The organism is Xanthobacter autotrophicus, from assembly GCF_030015065.1.
GTDB classification, from domain to species: Bacteria; Pseudomonadota; Alphaproteobacteria; order Rhizobiales; family Xanthobacteraceae; genus Xanthobacter; species Xanthobacter autotrophicus_D.
In genome coordinates, this window is the sequence record NZ_JAIVFN010000004.1 from 25,768 (window position 1) to 44,754 (window position 18,987).

22 protein-coding genes are annotated in these 18,987 nt (G+C 66.0%); 1 reads left to right on the forward strand and 21 read right to left on the reverse strand.

Features of this window, described 5'->3' with window-relative positions; genetic code table 11:
• Window positions 1-22: 22 nt before the first annotated feature.
• The 16 genes from K9U40_RS02025 to K9U40_RS02100 form a co-directional block, all read right to left on the reverse strand.
• Entirely contained in the window at window positions 23-1,786 is a 1,764-nt protein-coding gene (locus tag K9U40_RS02025; RefSeq protein ID WP_282888587.1) for a relaxase/mobilization nuclease domain-containing protein, read from the reverse strand.
• 247 nt (window positions 1,787-2,033) lie between these two features.
• Window positions 2,034-2,798 carry a lytic transglycosylase domain-containing protein gene (locus tag K9U40_RS02030; protein ID WP_282888588.1) on the reverse strand — a complete coding sequence of 255 codons (765 nt, stop codon included), beginning with the start codon at window positions 2,796-2,798 and terminating at the stop codon, window positions 2,034-2,036.
• 3 nt (window positions 2,799-2,801) lie between these two features.
• Window positions 2,802-3,140 carry a DUF736 domain-containing protein gene (locus K9U40_RS02035; RefSeq protein ID WP_282888589.1) on the reverse strand — a complete coding sequence of 113 codons (339 nt, stop codon included), beginning with the start codon at window positions 3,138-3,140 and terminating at the stop codon, window positions 2,802-2,804.
• 45 nt (window positions 3,141-3,185) lie between these two features.
• Window positions 3,186-3,731 carry a S26 family signal peptidase gene (locus K9U40_RS02040; RefSeq protein ID WP_282888590.1) on the reverse strand — a complete coding sequence of 182 codons (546 nt, stop codon included), beginning with the start codon at window positions 3,729-3,731 and terminating at the stop codon, window positions 3,186-3,188.
• Window positions 3,728-4,243, reverse strand: coding sequence for a DUF2840 domain-containing protein (locus K9U40_RS02045; protein WP_282888591.1), 516 nt, complete (start codon window positions 4,241-4,243; stop codon window positions 3,728-3,730). The genes K9U40_RS02040 and K9U40_RS02045 overlap by 4 nt, the downstream gene beginning before the upstream one ends.
• A complete protein-coding gene (locus K9U40_RS02050) occupies window positions 4,240-4,479 on the reverse strand; it encodes a ribbon-helix-helix protein (protein WP_282888592.1) in 240 nt (79 codons plus the stop codon). The genes K9U40_RS02045 and K9U40_RS02050 overlap by 4 nt, the downstream gene beginning before the upstream one ends.
• A complete protein-coding gene (gene parA / locus K9U40_RS02055; RefSeq protein WP_282888593.1) occupies window positions 4,476-5,114 on the reverse strand; it encodes a ParA family partition ATPase in 639 nt (212 codons plus the stop codon). The genes K9U40_RS02050 and parA overlap by 4 nt, the downstream gene beginning before the upstream one ends.
• Window positions 5,111-6,172 (reverse strand): replication initiator protein A, encoded by a 1,062-nt coding sequence (locus K9U40_RS02060; RefSeq protein WP_282888594.1) that lies wholly within the window; start codon window positions 6,170-6,172, stop codon window positions 5,111-5,113. The genes parA and K9U40_RS02060 overlap by 4 nt, the downstream gene beginning before the upstream one ends.
• A gap of 10 nt (window positions 6,173-6,182) precedes the next feature.
• Window positions 6,183-6,464, reverse strand: coding sequence for a helix-turn-helix transcriptional regulator (locus K9U40_RS02065; RefSeq protein WP_011579870.1), 282 nt, complete (start codon window positions 6,462-6,464; stop codon window positions 6,183-6,185).
• Window positions 6,465-6,589: 125 nt separating this feature from the next.
• Complete coding sequence (locus K9U40_RS02070; protein ID WP_282888595.1) at window positions 6,590-7,114, reverse strand: DUF2285 domain-containing protein; 525 nt, start codon at window positions 7,112-7,114, stop codon at window positions 6,590-6,592.
• Window positions 7,041-7,364 carry a transcriptional regulator domain-containing protein gene (locus K9U40_RS02075; protein WP_282888596.1) on the reverse strand — a complete coding sequence of 108 codons (324 nt, stop codon included), beginning with the start codon at window positions 7,362-7,364 and terminating at the stop codon, window positions 7,041-7,043. The genes K9U40_RS02070 and K9U40_RS02075 overlap by 74 nt, the downstream gene beginning before the upstream one ends.
• 115 nt (window positions 7,365-7,479) lie before the next feature.
• Window positions 7,480-7,746, reverse strand: a complete 267-nt coding sequence (locus K9U40_RS02080; protein WP_209351235.1) for a DNA -binding domain-containing protein — start codon at window positions 7,744-7,746, stop codon at window positions 7,480-7,482.
• A gap of 120 nt (window positions 7,747-7,866) precedes the next feature.
• Window positions 7,867-8,130, reverse strand: a complete 264-nt coding sequence (locus tag K9U40_RS02085) for a helix-turn-helix domain-containing protein (protein ID WP_011579874.1) — start codon at window positions 8,128-8,130, stop codon at window positions 7,867-7,869.
• A gap of 189 nt (window positions 8,131-8,319) precedes the next feature.
• Window positions 8,320-8,646: a DUF736 domain-containing protein gene (locus tag K9U40_RS02090; protein ID WP_011579875.1), complete on the reverse strand. Its 327-nt coding sequence runs from the start codon at window positions 8,644-8,646 to the stop codon at window positions 8,320-8,322.
• A gap of 607 nt (window positions 8,647-9,253) precedes the next feature.
• A complete protein-coding gene (locus K9U40_RS02095) occupies window positions 9,254-9,694 on the reverse strand; it encodes a hypothetical protein (RefSeq protein WP_282888597.1) in 441 nt (146 codons plus the stop codon).
• A gap of 141 nt (window positions 9,695-9,835) precedes the next feature.
• The gene (locus tag K9U40_RS02100; protein ID WP_011579877.1) at window positions 9,836-10,000 is read right to left on the reverse strand and encodes a hypothetical protein; all 165 of its coding nucleotides are present in this window, start codon (window positions 9,998-10,000) and stop codon (window positions 9,836-9,838) included.
• A 294-nt stretch (window positions 10,001-10,294) separates the two neighbouring features.
• Between K9U40_RS02100 and K9U40_RS02105 the strand changes: the two genes are divergently transcribed.
• Window positions 10,295-11,047, forward strand: coding sequence for a hypothetical protein (locus K9U40_RS02105; RefSeq protein WP_282888598.1), 753 nt, complete (start codon window positions 10,295-10,297; stop codon window positions 11,045-11,047).
• Window positions 11,048-11,054: 7 nt separating this feature from the next.
• On the opposite strand, the gene K9U40_RS02110 is transcribed toward K9U40_RS02105, so the two are convergent.
• From K9U40_RS02110 to K9U40_RS02130, 5 genes are all read right to left on the reverse strand, one after another.
• Entirely contained in the window at window positions 11,055-11,978 is a 924-nt protein-coding gene (locus K9U40_RS02110) for a DUF2493 domain-containing protein (RefSeq protein ID WP_282888599.1), read from the reverse strand.
• 354 nt (window positions 11,979-12,332) lie between these two features.
• Window positions 12,333-13,394 (reverse strand): DUF7146 domain-containing protein, encoded by a 1,062-nt coding sequence (locus tag K9U40_RS02115; RefSeq protein WP_282888600.1) that lies wholly within the window; start codon window positions 13,392-13,394, stop codon window positions 12,333-12,335.
• Window positions 13,394-17,728: a strawberry notch-like NTP hydrolase domain-containing protein gene (locus K9U40_RS02120; protein WP_414114857.1), complete on the reverse strand. Its 4,335-nt coding sequence runs from the start codon at window positions 17,726-17,728 to the stop codon at window positions 13,394-13,396. Before K9U40_RS02120 ends, K9U40_RS02115 begins: the two co-directional genes overlap by 1 nt.
• Window positions 17,729-17,846: 118 nt before the next feature.
• Window positions 17,847-18,491, reverse strand: a complete 645-nt coding sequence (locus K9U40_RS02125) for a hypothetical protein (protein WP_011579882.1) — start codon at window positions 18,489-18,491, stop codon at window positions 17,847-17,849.
• Window positions 18,484-18,900, reverse strand: a complete 417-nt coding sequence (locus tag K9U40_RS02130) for a hypothetical protein (protein ID WP_282888602.1) — start codon at window positions 18,898-18,900, stop codon at window positions 18,484-18,486. The genes K9U40_RS02125 and K9U40_RS02130 overlap by 8 nt, the downstream gene beginning before the upstream one ends.
• Window positions 18,901-18,987: the final 87 nt, after the last annotated feature.

Genomic DNA, 18,987 nt, shown 5'->3' on the forward strand with positions numbered 1-18,987 from the left:
GCGGTCCTTTCTTCCTTGCTGGCTAGAGGGCGAGCCCGCGCTTGCGGCCGAGGCCCCATTCGATGCCGCCGCCGTCCTTCACGGCGCCAGCGACATGCTGGCCGAGCTTGCGTTCGATCTCGCGGGACCAGGGTACGAGCTGGAAGCCGAGGCCGTTGTCGATCATCGCGAACCGGCCGGAGGAGAGGTCGAGACGCTGGCGGTAGATGCCCGCGACCTGATCACCGGCGGCCGGCTTCAAGTGCGCCAGACCGGTCTCGGCGGAGAGGTGCGCCCCGACCGCATCCAGTTCGCGCCGCCGCAGCGTGGCGAGGAGGTCGCGTTGCAGGATGATCCGCTGGCCTTGGCGGCGACCGAGGCCTTGGTCGGCGAGATGCTCGGCCCGTGCCTGCAGGGCGTCGCGCACTTCCCGCCCAAAGCCTCCCATCGACAGCGGCATGGGATCCGCTTCCACGAGCCGATGGTCCAGCCAGGTGGCCCCCGGCGCCTTGATCTGCTGACCGAGTTCGAGGTCTGACCGGGGAGCGAGAACAAGCGTCGGGCGCGGCTCATCGGATCGGCCAAAGCGCCGAACTTCCACGATGCCGCCGATCGCAGGCGCATGCTCGAAGGCTTCGACACCGCGGAACCGGACATGGTGGGCGCGGCCGTCGGTGCCGTCGATCACCGCATAGGCTTCGCCCGTCAGCTCGTCGTGCAGGCCGCGATCGACCAGCCGCCCGATGATCGGCGCCTGTCCGCTCCCCCCTTCGATGACATAGTCGGCGACAGCGCGATCCTCACCACGCTCGGCGAAGGCGCGGTGCATGGTCTTGATGATGTCCCCGCGAAGCCCGAGGTCGCGCAACTGGCGTTCGGCGTCGAGGCCGACCATCCACTCGCCGGGGCTGGCGGATGACGCGAGGCCCATCTTCTCCAGGTGCTGGAGTCGGCCGATCATGAGCCGGCGGGTCTGGGGATCACCGGCACCGGATTGCTCGGGACGAAGATCGATGAAGCCGGTCTCGTCGGCGGCGATGCGAATCTCGACATCGAGGCGCGTCCAGCGCTCGGCCGTGATTTCGCGCTCGAGCGCCGTCTTGATCTCGTGCTCCGGCTTCGGGCCGAGTTCGATCGACACGAGATCCTCGGCCCGGGATCGCAAGCCGCGGCTGATGTAGTCGCGTGAGATGACGAGGTCGGCGCCCTGGGCGTCAACGCCTCGCACCAGCAGGTGGACGTGGGGATTGTCGGTGTTCCAGTGATCGACCGCGACCCAATCGAGCCGGGTCCCGAGGTCGGCTTCCATTTGGCGCGCGAGGTCGCGCGTGAAGGCGCGCAGATCCGTCATCTCGCCGGCGTCCTCGGGCGAGATGATGAAGCGGAAATGGTGCCGGTCGTCCTTCGAGCGCGCGGCGAAACCAGCGTCATCGGCGCGGTCGCTGTCGGCATCGAACATCACGGCCTTTTCACCGTCGCGCGTGACGCCGTCGCGCTTGAGATAAGAGAGGTGAGCATTGAGCGGCGCAGACCGAAAGGCCCGGCCCTGGTGGCGGGCGATCCGCGCCTTGACGACGACGCGGCGCGACGAGCTGAAAAGCCGCGCGCGGCTGAAGGCAATCCGTCCGCGCCCGAAGCTCGAACGGCCATAGCCGGACGCCTTGCGACCCGGACCGCCGCCGGTGCCGACATGCCCCGAGCGCTTGGCGGCGCGCAGGACTTGGTTGATGAAGCTCTTGGGCTTCGGCGCCCGCGTCGAACCGATCCGGCCTGGCCGGACTCGGAAGTCGCTGTCGCCGTCGCTCATCGCCGGCCTCCGGCGGGCCAAACGCAGGACAGTGCCGGCAATGTCCTTGAAATAGCGTGGAAAATAGCCGGAACCAGCACTGCCCCCGACCGACCGGCACGTGAAAAGCCATGCGAAAGCAATGGCTTGCACGCGAGTGGCGAGCCGCTTTTATCTCGCCGTCTGTTGGTCGTGTCTGCCTCGCCCCAACCGCCCGATGCCGCCTCTTTCCGGGAGATCGCTACACCGCGCCGGAGTGCGATTCTGGTCATGGGCGCCCCCCATCATCTGCGCGGGTCACGAAGATGCCTGCCGTTTGCGTCGAACCGGCGATCGGGGGCTGCTGCGGATCTGCCGTTCGGCTGCCGTTCCTTTGACGGTCGGGCTGCGATCGTTCTGCTGCAACGCTGCCGTCGGAGCGCGCGACAAACAATGGAGACCGAGTCCACGCAAGCGGGTCGACGGTCGCGACAGCGACGCCGGCAGCGAGCGGCTCACTGCCGATCAACGGCGCGATCGCGGCCACGTAGGCGATGGTCTCGGCGGGCAGCGCGCGGCCAGCCGAGAGATAGTCATCGTAGCGCCCGGGGCCGGCATTGTAGGCCGCGAGGAAGCCCGGCGCGCCGTAGCGATCGTGCATTTCGCGCAGATAGGCTGCGCCAGCAAGGATGTTGTCGCGCGGGTCAAAGGGATCGGCCCCCAGACCGTGGCGCGCCCGCAGATCCGCCCAGGTCGCGGGCATGACCTGCATGAGTCCCATCGCGCCTTTGGGTGAGACCGCGCGGACACGACCGCCGCTCTCGACGCGCATGACTGCCCAGATCCAGCGTTCGGGAATGCCGAACCGCTGCGCTGCCTCGGCGACCGCTCGTGTGTAAGCCGAGCCTGCCGCGGGTCGCTCGATGACCGAGGTCTGCGCCAGAGACGGCGCGGGCATCGCGCCGGCAAAGGCCAGGCCGGAAAGGAGAAGGAAGGGCAGTCGGCGGGCGGCCCCTTTCGCTCCGGCAGCGGGCTGGCGACGGGAGACGCGCATCGATCAGTCCCGCTCGCTGCGCTTGGTCGGCCGGTTCCAGTAGAGACCCCATGCTGATTTGTCGTCGGCCGACTGGAACAGGTTGGCTCGGAATGGCTGCGCGAAGGTCGGATCGTCGAGCTGCAACGACACATATTCGCCGGCCTTCTCGCCGGTGCGCTTCCATCCCGCCCCCACTTCCGGCCCATCGGCATCATCGCCGAGGTGAACGCGATAGTCGGGCGCGTTCTCGGCGTCGGAGTGCTCCGCCGGCACGAGCACCAGAGCGGCGTCGAGGGCGAGTGTGCGAATGCGGCCACCATAGCCGTTCTTGGTGCGGGTGAATTGTCCGATCAGGCTCATGGCAACCTCCTTGGCGATGCGGTGGAACAGGTCATGGCTGCGCCGTCACCGCGTCGGCGCGCGCCAGACGAAGCGACCGTCGCCGTCTTCGTCGGTGTAGAGAGGCGTGGCCCGGCCGATCACGGTGTTGACGGCGAGAGGCCCGAAGTAGCGGCCGTCCAGGCTGTCCCGGACGCCGATGTTCATGAGGAAGAGTTCGCTCGCGCCGATCGGGTGGCAGCCTCTCCACATAGGCAGCGTGCGTCCCAGACGGTCGCGGTCGAGCGCATTGCCGACTGTGATTCCGTCGACGGTGATGTCAGCGCCCGAACGGCAGACCGTTTGCCCGGGAAGTGCGGCAACGCGCTTCAAGAGCGGCACGCCGCGTGGCAGATAGCCCCGGTCCGCGAGGAATGCGGCAAGCGGCTCCGGCGCATTGACCGCGACAAGGTCGGTGACTTCGAGCGATGTCGCCGGGCCGATCTCGTAGAGACCGACCGGGACGCTGGCCGATGCGTTCCAGACGAGCCGCGGTGCAACGTGCACCATGGCCGGCGTGATCAGCAGGAGCGCGGCGCCCGTGGCCGTCAGCAGGTAGCCGGCGCGCGTCATGGCTCGGCCCTCTGTCGCAAGCGCCAGGCGCGGTGCTGCTGTCGGCAGTAGGATCGCGGGGCGTGCCCGACGGCGAGCCGGTTATGGACATGGCACCAATAGTCAGGCGCAGCTTCGGCGGGATCGATGTCGAGCGCTTCGATCGCGTCGATCAGAAGCAGCACCTGCTCGACGCTCGGCCAGCCGCTCGTTTGCAGCAGGATTTCACCACCGGGCCGCACCGAGGGTAGCGTCTGATAGCCTTCGCCCGCGCTGACGGCGCGCAGGATGTCGATGCGCGAGACGACGGTGCCAAAGCCATTCGATGCCCAGCGGACGAAGGCGAAGACAGCCCCGGCGGGGAAGCTGAGGACGCGGCGCCGTCGGTCGAGGATCTGTTCGTGGACCGCATGGCCGAAGCGGATCCAGTGCTCGATCTGCTTCTCGCGCCAAACCAGTTCGACCTCGGTGAGCCGACCGGGAGGTGATGACGGCCGAACGCCCGCTGCGCCATGAATTGCCGGTGCGCTCATGGCGCGTCCCCCTCGGCAGGAAACGCGCCCGCGAGGAGCTCGCGCAGCATGTCCGCGACGGTTTGGCCGCGCTGGAACGCGGTGACCTTGATCCGGCCGCGCAGGTCCGGCGTGACGTCGATCGTGAGGCGCGCGGTGTAGGCGATGGCGTCAGCCCTGCGGCCGCGCGGATCGTCGGCGGCCTTGATCCAGGTGTCCGGGTTGCCGGGCCGCGCGGCGAAGCTGCGCCTGGTCATGGTGCGAGCCTTCCAACTTCGGCGCAAAGCGCTGCGATCTCGCGCGCACCGGCGCGCTGGCCATCGAGTTCGGAGATCAGGCGGCCCGATTGCGCTGCATCCGCGAAGCCGACGCGTTGGCCGATGGCGCTCGCCAGCACCGGCGGATCGTGTTCAGCGAGCGCCTTGGCGGTTTCGCGTGCGATGACGGTGCGCGCGCCGCAGCGGTTGAGCACGAAACGCGCGACAAGCGACGGGCGGAACAGGCGTGCTTCGCGGAGCAATGCCAGCATCTCGGCCGACGCCCATCCGTCGAAGGGCGACGGCTGAACCGGGATCAGGATGAGATCGGCGGCAAGCAGGGCCGAGCGCATGAGGCCGGCGACGCGCGGCGGCCCATCGATCACCACATGATCGGCGCCGCGCGCCAGTTCGGGCGCTTCGCGGTGCAAGGTGTCACGCGCCAGTCCGATGACGGCGAACCGGCGGGGCAGGCCTTCACGGGCGCGGGCTTCGGACCAGTCGAGTGAAGAACCCTGCGGATCGGCGTCGATGAGCATGACGCGTTGATCGCGGCTGGCCCATTCGCCGGCGAGATGAAGGGCGAGCGTCGTTTTGCCAACGCCGCCTTTCTGGTTGAGCAACGCGACGATCATGACCGCGCGCTCCGTCGGCCGCGGGGTGGTTTTCCACCGTCGCCCCGCTCCAACAAGAAGTTAGATTCGTTGTTAGATTCTAAGTTAAGGCTCGGAATCGCCGTTTCAGGCCAGAGGGTTAGTTGCGATTTCCGCGCCCGAAGTCCCGAGCCGGCAACGCCCGAAATCCCGATACCATTTGCGCCCGAAGTCCCGATCGCATCCACAACACCATCCACAGGGCCTGTGGACAAGTTGATGGGGCGGATGTGCAGGCGTTCCTGACGACCGGTGCGCTCCAGAGCCAAGCGATAGCCGGGCAGCGGCTGGCGGGCGACGATGCGACGGATGTCGATGGCGAAGTCGGAAACACGCGCCTGGCTGCCCGATTTGGCGTGCAGGTGCGCGATTTCGAAGGTCCAGCCCGCTGGCTGACGGCCGGCATGCTTCCGGGCGACCCTATAGAGCCAGCGCTCGATGCCGCCGGTCAGTCGGAAATAGGCGGGATCGATGGCGAGGACGAGCGAGCGGTCAATGACGCCCCGATAGAGCCAGTCGGGCAGGACGAACTCCATGCCCTCTACGCGGCCGTCGCGCGTCGTGCATTCCCCCCACTCGTTGATCCAGGAGAATTGCTGACGCCGCCAATGCTCGCCGTTGCGGATCGTGGTGCGGATGACCGTCGACTGAAGGCGCGCCAGAGCGCCCTTGAGGAGCCGATAGTCGCGCGATCCCGTCTGGCGCCCGATGGCGGTCAGGAGTTGATACGGCGTGAAGCGCAGGAAGCGTGACGTTTGGAAGCCGAGGTTTGCGGCCTCGACGATCTGGCTCGCGGCCCAGATCAGGATGTCGGCATCCCAGATGGTCGCCATGCCATGCTCGGGGACCGCGAAGACTTCGACGCGGATGTCGCCGGCTTGGTAGTGGATCGGTGAGGTACGCTTGGCCTTGGCGAGCGAGAAGAAGGGCCGCTCCATCAGATCGCGCTGGTCGCGCGGACTGGCGTCGCCGGAGGCGACGACGAACGGGTCGAGCCGCGATCGTTCGCTCAAGGAGAGGGGGCGCTGCCGCGGGGACATGTCGGACGGCTCAGCGGGCTTGGCCGCCGCCGAAGGCAGGCGTGACGGCGGCATGGCGCTTGGCGGGAAGGACACTCCCGCGCGGATCGGACGTCGAGGTGACAAACCCGCGGTCAGCCCACGCTTTCAGGTCCTCGAGCGCGTAGACGACGCGCCCGCCAAGCTTGCGATAGGCGGGACCGGTGCCGTAGGTCCGGTGCTTCTCGAGCGTGCGATCCGAGAGACCGAGAAAGCGGGCCGCTTCAGGCGTGCGGAGAAAGCGTTGCGGCACGCCGGCGCCATTGGGTGACATGATCGGGCCTCCGAGGTTGCGCGAGAGCCGCAGGGGGACAGCGGCGGTTGGCGGCTACCCTGGCGGACCGCGAAGTTGCGGAGGGAGTGGGAAGCTGGCGGGAGCAAATCCCCACACGAGGCGTGCTAGCGTCGACGGCGATGGCTCAGCAGGCGTCGATAGCCGCCGGCGATCATGGCGAGGCCGCCGCGCACGAGGTCCATGGTGGCGAACCGGCGCGAGGATGTTTTCCAGGGTTCATCGGCGAGGTCGCGTGCGCCGAACAGTGCCGCCGCGATCTCGCGGTAGCTGGCGCCGCTGAGACGACCGTCGACGGCCTGCAACATCCGTCGAGCACGTTGACGCTGCTGCTTGGTCAGCCGCGTGTCGGCAGGAATCGAGCGGCCATGGAGCGAACTCAGGAGACGGGCTACGGCCTCGAGCCGATCGAAGCCTTCGGGGCCGAGCGGGATGACGGCCGCCGTGCCTTCGTCTGCGCCTAATCCGCCGAGACGCACGATCTGAAGCCGTTCGCCATTCGTGAGGGTGTGGACGAAGTGGGAGCCTTGCGCGTCTGACTGGCCGGGCGCCTGCGCGTCAATGGATTGTGACGTCTCGTCCTTCGGAAGGATGGTGGGCGGTGCGGTCAGTAGTACGACGCCGGTGTTCACGGTGGGTGCCCAGATGGGCGCGGCCTCTTTGGCGTCGAGGGCCGGCGACAACAGGAAATCGCAGCCCCCATCGAGACCTCGTCGCCTCGGTTGCTGCGGTGTCGGCGTTCGGTTCCAGCTGAGCGGCCTCGAAGTCGCGCTGATAGTCTTCGTTCCGGCGCAGCCATTCCCAGGCGAGTTCGGGCGAGACGAGGCCTTCGACGTATTCGTAGCGCTCGGATGATCGCCAGTGCGAGATGTCGGGGGTCATGAATCCTCCGCCAGCAAACCTGCAGCAGCTTCGCTGCGCAGGATTCCGCCACGCAAGCGCAAGCGGAAGCCGGAGAAATGGAAACGGGCGATGCCGCCGCGGCATCACCCCCGCATCAACGACGCGGGTGCTCATGTGCGAGCTCGCGGTAGCCGTGCTGGGTCATCCATTTGGCACGATCGAGATGGCTGTCATGGATGCGGCGGGCCCGCTCCGGTTCGGCGGCCGGGTCTATGCCGAACAGGATTGACACGGCTTCTTCCCAAGCAGCGCCGTCCGACGCGGCATCAAGGAGACGGAGGTAGAGCGTCATGTGCGCCCGATCATAGTCGGTGACCGACGCGCTCTCCGGCGGCCGTTCGAGGAAGTCTGCCTTGGTCACGACGCCCCACCTGGAATCACAGAGCCCCTGCGTGTCGGCATGGCGTTAACCAAGCCCGACTTCGACGGCAACTGGTATGGCTGCTGGCTCGCAACGCGGGTTGGCCGTCGTGGAACGGCGCTAGTTTCTCTTCCGCATGTCGCTGGCGGCTTTTCGGCCATGGACGAGCATCACCCCTTCACCTTGGTCGGACTGCAAGAGGACGATGCCATGCGCTTCAAATGCCCGGCGCACCTGATCGCGCGTGCTCTCGTAGACCTTCAAGTCGCTCTCCGACTCGAGGCGCTTGAGCGCGGTCAGTGATACACGGGCTTCGTCAGCGAGCGTCTCCTGTGTCCAACCCAGCAGCGCGCGTGCGGCCCGCGACAGTCGGGCGGTGATCATGCATGATCACCTCCACTCGGACCTCAGCGCACGCCAGAACTACGACTATAATAGTCGTTCTTGGCTTCTCGGGCCAGACTGAAGAGCGTCTATTGCGGTCGCTCGAGTAGTTCAGGCCGCAACCTGATTCGGATGCTTTGGTCGACGAAGGCCCCGTCCGGATCGACCGGACGGGGCGTCGCCGGAGCCTCAGTCGCCGTTGCGGCGGCTGGGGCGGGACCAGATGAGGCTGAAAGCTTCGCCGTCCTCGTCGTCGAACAGGTTGGCGTAGATCGGGGCGTTGAAGCTCGGGTCGTCCAGCTTGAGACCAAGATAGTCGCGGCCCTCGTTGGAGCGCTTGGACCAGGCGGCGCCGATCTCGGCGCGACCGACCAGGACGCGGTGGCTGGGGGCGTTCTCGCCGGTGGCCCGGGTCTCGGGGACGATTCGGACGTTCTTGGCCTGAACGCTCAGGGTGACGATCTCGCCGGTGAACTCGTTCGTGCCGGTCTTCTTGAAGGTGCCGATGGTGGCCATGTCATTTCTCCTCGATCTGAAGTCTCGAGCCCGCACCATTGCGGCCTCGATGGCGATCGGCGGGCCGGAGACGCTCGGCGGCGCACCCCAGCCTCGGGGCCCCAGTTCGCTGGGGTAGGCTTGGGGCCTGACAGCAAAGGAGGAACTTTCTTGTCCCGCGAGGAATGACGGCGCAGCCGGCAGGGGAAGAAAGTTGTGACGCCGCTGTTGCGCCATTGGCGAGCGAGGCGTGAGCCGGTCTTCGGCCAGATCAGGCCATTGAAGAGGCCGCTCGGGTGCGCTCGATCTGGCAAGATCCCGAGGGGATGACGTGGCGGCGCAGGGCATCGGCCGAATTGGCACGCGCGGCTTACGCGATCGGCGTTTCTGAGCGCTGAGCTGACACGTCTCGTCCTGCTGATGAGGAGCGCCTGACGGTTCCGCCCATCAGCCTGCGTTTGGTCAGTCGGCGAATGAGCAGCCTGGGATCAGACGATCAGCGAGCCCTGCGCCATGACAGGTTGCGCGCTGACGTGCGCCCTTTCGCCCGATCCCACATCAGGTCGGTCGACGGTTGGTGCGTGGCGCACGTCCGCTTTCTGGTCCGGCTCTTCGGTCAGTTCGGCATTCAGGCATTGGCAACGCCCCGGCTGGTCGATCCTGGCGGGGTAAGTGACGTCACGCGGATGAAGGTCGTGACCGCAACGGCAATCGCCCCGATGACCGAGAACACGAGCTGCCAGGTTTCCGACGGCATGGTGTGCTTCACGATGCCATGCGTCGCGTGAAAGCCCGCGATGGCTGCGGGCGCGACGAAAGCCAAAGCGACGAGGATTTTCAGCCAGGCCGGCCGCAGGATGGCGAGCAGAAGCTGGCCGACGCCGAGTGCGATACCGGCGCCAACGGCGCCGATGACGATGGCACCGAGCAGGCCAGCGCCGGTCTCATGCGCCCAGATCCCCGCGCTGACGCCGATGAAAGCTGGAAGCGCAAAGACGGCAAGCGTGAACAAAAGCCAGCAAAGCACGCCGATGGCGGCAAGCGAACCGAGAATGGCGAAGACGATCATGGTGGTGGCCTCCGTGAGAATAGGTCTGACGGGTGCGCCAACCACCACCACCAAGGCGCATTGCAGAGTATAGCGAAATTCGACGTGCTTCGGGAGCGGAAATCGAACCGATCTCCGCCCGCGAAGCTGTTCGGCCAGACGTCAGACGTCGAACGGATCGATCTCGGCCACGACCTCGGCATCGCCGTCAAACTCGTTGCAGGGAGTGACAGACAGCGTGCCGTCGCCCGCTCGGAAGATGATGATGGCGACCATCAGGGTGCCAGCGAGGCTGTTTGCGAAGGCATAAGCGGCGTCGAGGGACATCGGTCCGGCTCCTGTTCCGAGCGGAGGACCATCCCCCGCTGACAGGCGCCCGAAGTGTCGGACTGAGCGCTGCAATCACCGCGCAGGCGCAGCCGAAGCGGCGGCATGCTCGCATAGCCGACCCTTTACGGGTTGATGGCGTTAAGCGATCAGTCTGACCAAGGATCAGCGCAGATAAGCGGGGGTGTGTCGGCCGGTCTGAAATGGTAGCTGTGATGTTCTCAACAGCCTTGCCGCCAAGACCTCAAACGGACGTCTCGCGCATACGAGGCGACAACTTCGTCTGGGAGGAAAATGGCAAGCGGTTTCCATGTGCCGGATGGCAACGAGGCCTTGAGGTCGGATATTCCTGCCATCGTCGAACTCATCGAGCGGACGGCACGTTGGGTACATCCCGACACGTTTCGCGCGCTGCCGGTCTGGGCACCGCACACTGCGCGCGGTCGGCCGCTCTTTGATGCCGGGTGGGCGCGGCGATACACGAACACGCGCAAGCTGACCGGCGTCACGGCGGAAAAGTTCGAAGGAAATGTGGCTGCGCTGAACGCCCTTGTCGCCGCGCTCGACGTAGCGTCTCCAAGGCCGAAAAACTGGACCGTCTGTCACATCTGGGGTTACGACGATCCATCGTTCGCGCAGGGCAGCAGCGTGGTGCAGGATCCACGCTATTTCTCCTGTGTCGCGAACATGGTGTGGCTGCCCACGTCGCTGAAGGGCTTCACCGACACACTTCCTGAAATCAAAGCCATGCTGCGCGTATGCGCTTTCCATCTGTACGGATGGGCATGCGAGCACGAGGCGGTCGCCGAACAGGCTGAACAGGTGCGATCTGGCTGGACACCTCCCGACTACCCGAAGAGTTGGCCCAACGCGGATCGGCGAGGCGTCTTGCCTCCGGGGACCGCGCCGTTCACGCCGCGCATCGAACGCGAAATCGAAAAGCGAAAGTCGAAGATTCGGTCCGCTCTCGCCAGTGCCAATTTGCTTCACTATCCGAAGACTGAGGTCGAGAATGTTCTGAAGTTCTGGAAAGTCGATTTGGGATAGGCGGCGCTCACGCGCCGCCGAATCTCCAGACAGGGATGCCGAGCTTCTTCGCCTTGTCGGCCAGGTTGTCCTGGATGCCGGTGCCGGGGAAGACGATGACCCCGATCGGCAGCACGTCCAGCATCTGATCGTTGCGCTTAAACGGTGCTGAACGGCCGTGCCTGGTCCAGTCGGGGGCAAAACCGATCTGCGCGACGCCGCGGTGGTCGGCCCAGCGGGCGGCGATTTTCTCGGCCCCTTTCGGAGATTTGCCGTGCATCAGCACCATGTCGGGATGCTTCATGCGGACCTGGTCGAGCTTGGCCCAGATCAGTTGATGGTCGTTGAAGTCGAGCCCGCCGGTCAGCGCGATCTTCGGTCCGGCGGGCAGCAGCACCTCTCGATCGGCGCGTTTGCGGGCGGCGATGAAGTCGCGGCTGTCGATCATCGCAGAGGTGAGCTGTCGATGGTTGACGCGTGAGCCGTGGCGGGGAGACCAGTTCGAGCCGGTCGTTTTCCGGTAAAGGTCGGCGCCGGTGTCACGAAAGAGTTCGAGGGCGTCGCGGCGTTCGATGAGCCGCTGTCCGGTGGAGATCAGCGCTTCGAGCTGCACGGCCTTCACCTCGGAGCCATCCTGTTCGCGCTGCCCCTGCTTCTGCGCCTGCTCGTTGTCGTCGAGTGTGCGTTCGACCCGTTCGACGGCGCGGTGGAAGGTGTTGACCGTTGACCACAGCAGGTCGTCGAGATCTGCGTCGAGGCCGGTATCGGCCATGGTGGCTATCAGCGCGTCGAAGATGTCGGCGACGGCGCCGGCGATCATGCGATCTTCTGGGATAGGCCGCGGATCGGGTTCATCCTCGCGAGGGTGGAAGCCATAAAGCTGAAGCTCAGTCAGGACATGATCGGTTGGAGAGGAGATGTGGTCGGGCTCAAATTCGTCATGTTCGCTCATGGGAAGCTCCGTTCGCTGGACCGCGACCGCCGCGGCCTTCATGGCGACGAAGCCGTCGGACGGGCTGGACTGGCACCCGGAGCGAAGCGAGGGGCCGCAGCGTGAGCGAAGGACCGCCGGGGCCGGCTATTTTGTCTCGCGATGGAAAGGCCCGAGCCGGGGTCCCCGCGCGGCTTGACCGCGTGGGGTGGAGCGGGCCGCCGGAAAATAGTCGGCCACAAGGTTGCCCGGGCGGACCGTCTGATGGCCGATCGCCCTCTGGAAGGCCGGGGCGCAGTCCTCTGGCGCAATGGTGATCCCAGATGCGGGCTTTGTACGAAGTGCTCGACCAACAACCGCCTGCCTCCATCCCGGTTAGGCTGCATGCTCCATGAAGCGTGCGACGTCCTGGGGCGCGATCTGGACACGGATGGCCGCCCGGAGCGCTGCGAGTCCTAGCAGCCGGAGGTCTTCATTGAAGTCGCCAAGCGTCGGAGACAGGATGACCGCCTCGATGCCCGCTTCCTCCGCGCGGGTCATCAAGGTCATCATCGCCGCATCGCCGGCGGGATCGTCATCACGCGCGACATACAACCGGTGCAGGGTGTCGGGGAACTGGATAGCGGCGAGATGCGCCGCCGACAGCGCAGCTGCCATTGGCATGGTCGGCAGGGCGCAGCGCAGCGACAGCATGGTCTCGACGCCTTCGCCGGCCGCCATCACCGAGCCCGGCAGTCCGAAGCGCACGGCAGACCCGAGGAGATTGCCCATCGCCCGTCTCGGTGCGTCGACTGGCGCCTTGCCTAATGTAGCTTCGTTGAAGCCGTCGGGGTCGAGCCAGGTCCGCTGTGCGCCGGTGAGCTCGCCATTGAGATCCGTGACGGCTGCGATGATCGCCGGCCAGATCTCGGTCGGGGAATGCTCATCGGGGCGGAAGAAGCAGCGGGGATGAAAGCGCAGCGATCCGGTTTCGTGCAAATACGTAATGCCGCGTCTGCGCAGATACGTCTCGCCGAGTGTACGGCTGATAGGCTGTGCCATCGCGAAGAGACGCCTCGCCGCTTCTGGTGAACCCATTGGCGCCAAGGACGTCCTAGCCCGCCGCGACTCTCGTGCGGGCTCTGGATGCGGGAGGCTCAAGAAGCGCCGCGCCTCCTCGGCGACCTGCTTGAAGTCGGGAAGGCCGCAGGTTTCGCGAATGACATCGAGCAGATCGCCATGCTCGCCGGTGGCGGCGTCGGTCCACTTGCCGGCGGCGCCCTTACCCGTCTGCGGCCCCTTGAGCCGCACGAACATTGAGCGGCCCGGCGTGTTGCGAACGTCGCCTACCAGCCAGTAGCCTCCCTGCCTTGTGCCGTTGGACAAATAGTGCCGGCACACGGCTTCGGCTTGGCCGGCGAGGCGGGCCGCAAGATCGGATGCGTCCAAGCTGGCCATCACGCGGCCTCCCGTTCAGAGATCCGCGTGACCGGATAGCGCTCCATCACCTTGGCAAGAACGGCCACGCCGGTCGCGTCGGTGGGAACGAACATCCTGAGCTTCCAGGAGATGATCTCGTGGAACAGGCCGTAGGACCGGAGGCGATCGCGCATCGTTTCGGAGAAGCCCGATAGCTCGATGCGGTGGATGCCCATCACCCGAGCGCGATGAAGCTGGAGGCCCTCGGTGAGGTCGAGGACGGTGCTGCCTGCCACCAAGGCTGCAAAGGCATCGGCAGCCGTCAGCGTGGGCGCTCCGATCGCGAGTGCGTTGGCCGCCCAGGCTGGAGACACGCGTCGCCCGATGATGCGTTCACCGTCGTCCGTCTGGAGGCGATAGACACGCGTGCACTCATCCGGGAGACGCTTCCAGATCGGGAGCAGGAGCCCGGCGACGACATGGATCGTGCTGTCGGTGAACTCGGGGATCTGCCTCAGTTCGCGCTGCCACGCCGCCGCGAAGACCTCGCGATCGGCCGCCCGCCAATGGCTTTCCGCCATCGACGCCAGCGATGCATGGTGATGTTCCATCGGCCGGAGCAAGCGCACCCGGCGTTCGATTTCGCCATCATCCAGCATGATGCTCGGGGCAGGCACCTGAACCGCCGCCCTGGCGGATCGCTCGTTGATCAGCAGAGCTGCACGTGGATCGGCGAGAAGCTCGAAGGCTTGGTCGAGCGACAGGGGCCGGTTGCGCTCGCGCTGGGTGATCGTCAGCAAGCGGGTTTCCGCGCCAGTGGCGGGATGCGTGTAGATGGTGTGCCGGTCGGTGACGACGAAGCTTTCGGCCTTCAGCGTTTCCAGCCCGATGTCATAGGTGCCGCTGGCCAGTGCTCCGGCAATCCGGGCATTGAGAAGCTGCTCGAAGGCGGTGAACAATATGCCCTGCAGGTCGATCGTCAGCGCCAGCAACCTATTGAGAAAGGTCGTGATCGGCGGCAGCTCGTCGCGGATGCCCGTGTCGTCCATCAGGCTGAGGCCGGTGGCGCTCTCGAAGAGCTGGAGCGGGCAGCCATCGACCTTGCCGCGAACGATCAGCAGGTAAAGTTGGCGCAGCGCGTCGCGCGCGTGCGGGCTTTCGAGATTGTCCTCGGGTCTGAAGAGGCCCTGTCCGCCGGTCTGGCGCTGGCCGCGGGTGATTGCCCCGAGCGTGTCGAGCCGGCGGGCAATGGTCGACAGGAAGCGCTTCTCGGCTTTCACGTCGGTTGCGATCGGACGAAACAGCGGCGGCTGCGCCTGGTTGGTGCGGTTGGTGCGACCAAGGCCCTGAATGGCGGCGTCGGCTTTCCAGCCCGGCTCGAGGAGATAGTGGATGCGAAGGCGCTGGTTACGCGCCGCGAGATCGGCGTGATAGCTGCGCCCGGTGCCGCCAGCATCACTAAACACGAGGATGCGCTTGGCATCATCCATGAAGGCAGCGGTCTCGGCGAGGTTAGCGGAGCCCGGACGGTTCTCGACCATGAGCCGATCACCTTTGCGGATGATGCGCCGCGATCGCCCGGTCACCTCGGCAACCAAGTCCACTCCGAAGCGCTGGACGATCTGATCGAGCGCGCCAGGCACCGGCGGCAGGCTTGCGAGTTTCTCGATCAGCCGGTCACGCCGGGCGACCGCTTCACGGCTTTCGACGGGCTGGCCGTCGCGGGTGACAGGTCGCGAAGAGAGATTGCCATCCGCGTCGGTGAACGGCTCGTAGAGCTGCACCGGGAAGGAGTGTTGAAGGTAAGACAGCACATATTCGCGCGGCGTGATGTCGACGCGCACGTCGTTCCATTCCTCGGTCGGCACCTCGGCCAGTCGCCGCTCCATCAGTGCCTCGCCGGTGGAGACGATCTGGACGACAGCCGCGTGCCCGTCATCGAGATCGCGCTGGATCGAGCGGATCAGCGTTGGGGTCTTCATCGAGGTCAGCAGGTGCCCGAAGAAGCGCTGCTTGGTGCTTTCGAAGGCCGAACGGGCGGCAGATTTGGCGCGCGGGTTGAGCGTGCCGGTCTCGCTGGTGATGTTCGCGGCGCGCATCGCCGCATCGAGGTTGTTGTGGATGATCGAGAACGCGCCAGCATAGGCGTCATAGATGCGGCGTTGCTCGTCGGTGAGCGCGTGCTCAACCAGCTCGTACTCGACCCCGTCATAGGACAGGGATCTGGCGGTATAGAGGCCGAGGGCGCGAAGATCGCGGGCCAGCACCTCCATCGCTGCAACACCGCCGGCCTCGATGGCAGCGACGAATTCGGCCCTGGTGGCGAACGGGAAATCCTCGCCGCCCCACAGGCCGAGACGCTGGGCATAGGCGAGATTGTGGACGGTGGTGGCGCCTGTCGCCGAGACGTAGACGATTCGAGCGCCGGGGAGGGCGTGCTGGAGCCGCAAGCCGGCACGGCCCTGCTGCGACGGAGCGACATCGCCTCGTTCTCCCTTTCCGCCGCCGGCGTTTTGCATGGCATGGCTCTCGTCGAAGATGATCACCCCGTCGAAATCGGAGCCCAACCAATCGACGATCTGGCGGACGCGCGAAACCTTGTCGGCCTTCTCATCGGACCGCAGCGTGGCATAGGTGGTGAATAGGACGCCTTCCGGCAGTGTGATCGGCCGTCCCTGCGGGAAGCGGGAGAGCGGCGTCACCAGCAGGCGCTCCATGCCCAGGGCCGACCAGTCGCGCTGCGCATCCTCGATCAGCTTGTCCGACTTCGAGATCCAGACGGCCTTGCGCCGACCGTGCAGCCAGTTGTCGAGGATTATGGCGGCGGACTGGCGCCCCTTGCCCGCGCCCGTGCCGTCGCCGAGCATGAAACCGCGCCGGAAGCGGACGGCGGATGCCGCCTCGTCAGGTGCGGCAGAGACGACATCGAACGTCGCGTCGACAGTCCAGGCGCCGCTGAGGAAGCCCATATGCGCCTCGCCGGCATAGATCACGGTTTCGAGCTGCGCATCCGACAGTACGCCCTCGTTGATGAGCCGTTCAGGCACGCGTGGACGATAGCTTGGCTTGGGCGGCGCGACCGACGCCATGGCCGCCGATTGCACGAGCTTGGTCGGATGGGCCTGAGAGCCGGGAATGCGGATCGTCTGAAGTCCGTATTTCTCGTAGATGGCGTCGGTCAGCCGACCATCTTCGGCCGGCTTCCAGTCGAGGGTCTCATAGGCGAGGTCCAGGTAAACCGGCTCCTCGAGTGACGACCTCTGCGGCGCGTTCGCGGTGCCGCGCGCAATCGGACAGGCAACCTGCTTCGGCGCCATCGCCGACGGCGCCGGCAGGGCGACCAAACCCGCCAATGTGAGCCGTGGGGGAACGTGTTCCGTGACCCAGCCCATAAGCGTCTGCGTGTCGGGTGCTTGACCCTGTGATGCGGGAAACCGGGCCGGATCGTCTGCTGGCAGCTTGTCGAAGACGGTGAGCCGCGTCTCGATGGTTGTGCCGTGCTTGGCGTAGACGGCGCCGTCGATGCTCGCGGTGAATACGACGCGTCCGCGCTCCTGCAGTCGAATGAACGCGTCGCGCCAGGCTGGATGCTCCGGGCTGACATTGGCGCCGGTGATGGCCACCAAGCGCCCGCCCTCGGCGAGGCGGGCGAGCGCGGATGCGATGTGTCGCAGCGCTGCGTCGGCCATGCGACCGGAGACGTTCGCCATCGCCGAGAATGGCGGGTTCATCAGCACGACCGACGGGACCACGGCCGGGTGCAGATGATCGTCGATCTGCGCTGCGTCGAAGCGCGTGACTGCGACCGCCGGGAAGAGGGAGGAGAGGAGGCTGGCGCGGGTTTCCGCCAGTTCGTTGAGGATCAAACTAGCGCCCGCAATCTCGGACAGAATGGCGAGCAAACCGGTCCCGGCGGACGGTTCGAGCACACGGTCGGCAGGTGTAAAAGCGGCCGCGCGCGACGCGATGAATCCGAGCGGGATGGGCGTCGAGAATTGCTGGAACGTCTCGCTTTCGAGGGAGCGGCGCGTGTGCGTGGGAAGCAGACCGGCGACTTTTGCGACCAGCGGCAGGGCAGCGGCCGGAGAGCCGGCTTTTTGCAAAAGCGCTTTGCCGTATTTCCGAAGGAAAAGAACGGTTGCTGCCTCGCAGGCGTCGTAGGCCAGTTTCCAGTCCCAGGCTCCGGCAGCGTCGCTCGCGTTGAAGCTCGCTCCCATCGCGTCACGAAGCAGGGTGGCGTCGACACGTTGGCCGGCTTCGAGATGGACGAGGATGGATCGGGCGGCATCGAGCAGGGCCGCCATTCGGTCGACGCGTGGCAGATGAGACGCCGGCCTATGTTCTTGCGCGCATGGTGCGGAACGATCGTGCATGGGGAAGACCTCGAGGAGAGCGGGAACAGGGCGAGCCCTCGGCCGCTCTCTCTCGACCGTCCGGGCTCAAACCCGTCCCGGCCCCCTCTGCCTCTCGACGTGCGAGCGGTAGGCTGAATCAGCCGAAGCGCCGGCCCGCTTCGGTGAAGGTGTAGCCGTTCGCCGCAATCGCCTCGTCGACCACCTCGTCCGAGGTCAGATGCTCGTATTCCCGTTCGAGCTGGCGGTAGAGCCAGCGGGCCAGATCGCGGAGCGCTTCCGAGACGGCATCTTCTGCATCGGCGGTCATGTCCTGACCTACGGGACTGTCGCGATCGACCATGATGGCCATGCAATGCTCGTGATAGTAGCGCCCCCGGTGGGTCATCGTGGCTCGGAGCTGGTAGAAGTTGCGCCGCTGAACGGCCTGGAGGGTATCGGCGATCCGGTGAAGCGCGGTATCCGTCGGTGCATAGGCCCGGATGCGGCCGGCGGCGGATCTCGCGTGTCGGTAGTCGCCCTCGAAGCAGGCTCCGTCGCCCTGGCTCCAGAAGCCCGAAAACCAGATGCAGGGTTTCGAGCGGGTGCTACCGCCGAACAGCCGGACAGGGCGCCTCCTGAGGCTGATGCCGAGGATCATGCAAATGCGTTCGAAGTCGTCATAGGCGAACTCGAACCAGTCATAATCGAAGCTGCCGTCGCGGTACCATCCGCGCGCGGCGTCCTTCGCCGCAGCGGAGAGTTCGTCGAGGCGATAGACGGTGGTTTCGATGATCTCAGGCATCGGGATTACCTCCATCCACCGCGGCGGCGAGCCAGCCATCGGTGTCGATCCATCCGAGGGTCTCACCCGTGCCGAGGTCGAGGACGTGCGCACCGCCGCCAAACCCATTGAGCCGGGGCCGCGAGCAGGTATTGGCGTATTGGAAGCCCCAACGGCCCTTGAGGCTGAATTCCGCCGCGCAGAGTTTCACGAACTGGATCAGCCGTTCGGGATCGCCGGAGACGTCATCCCGTAGCCAGAGCTGCGAGCCGCCGTGCTCCGGCTGGATGGAGACAAGGAAGCCCTCCGACGGCGGTTCTTCCGACGCGCCCGCTTCGGACAGGGCATTGTAGAGATCGAGTGCGCGCGCGGCGTTCTGAGCTGTGCCGACGTCGAGCAGGCACGAGAAGTGCGTGAAATAGTCTGCCATGACAGTCTCCCACGAAAATGAAAAAGCCCGGCGCGGCGACTGGGCTTATGGAAGGGGCGTCTGAGGAAAGATGCGGGACCACCGGAG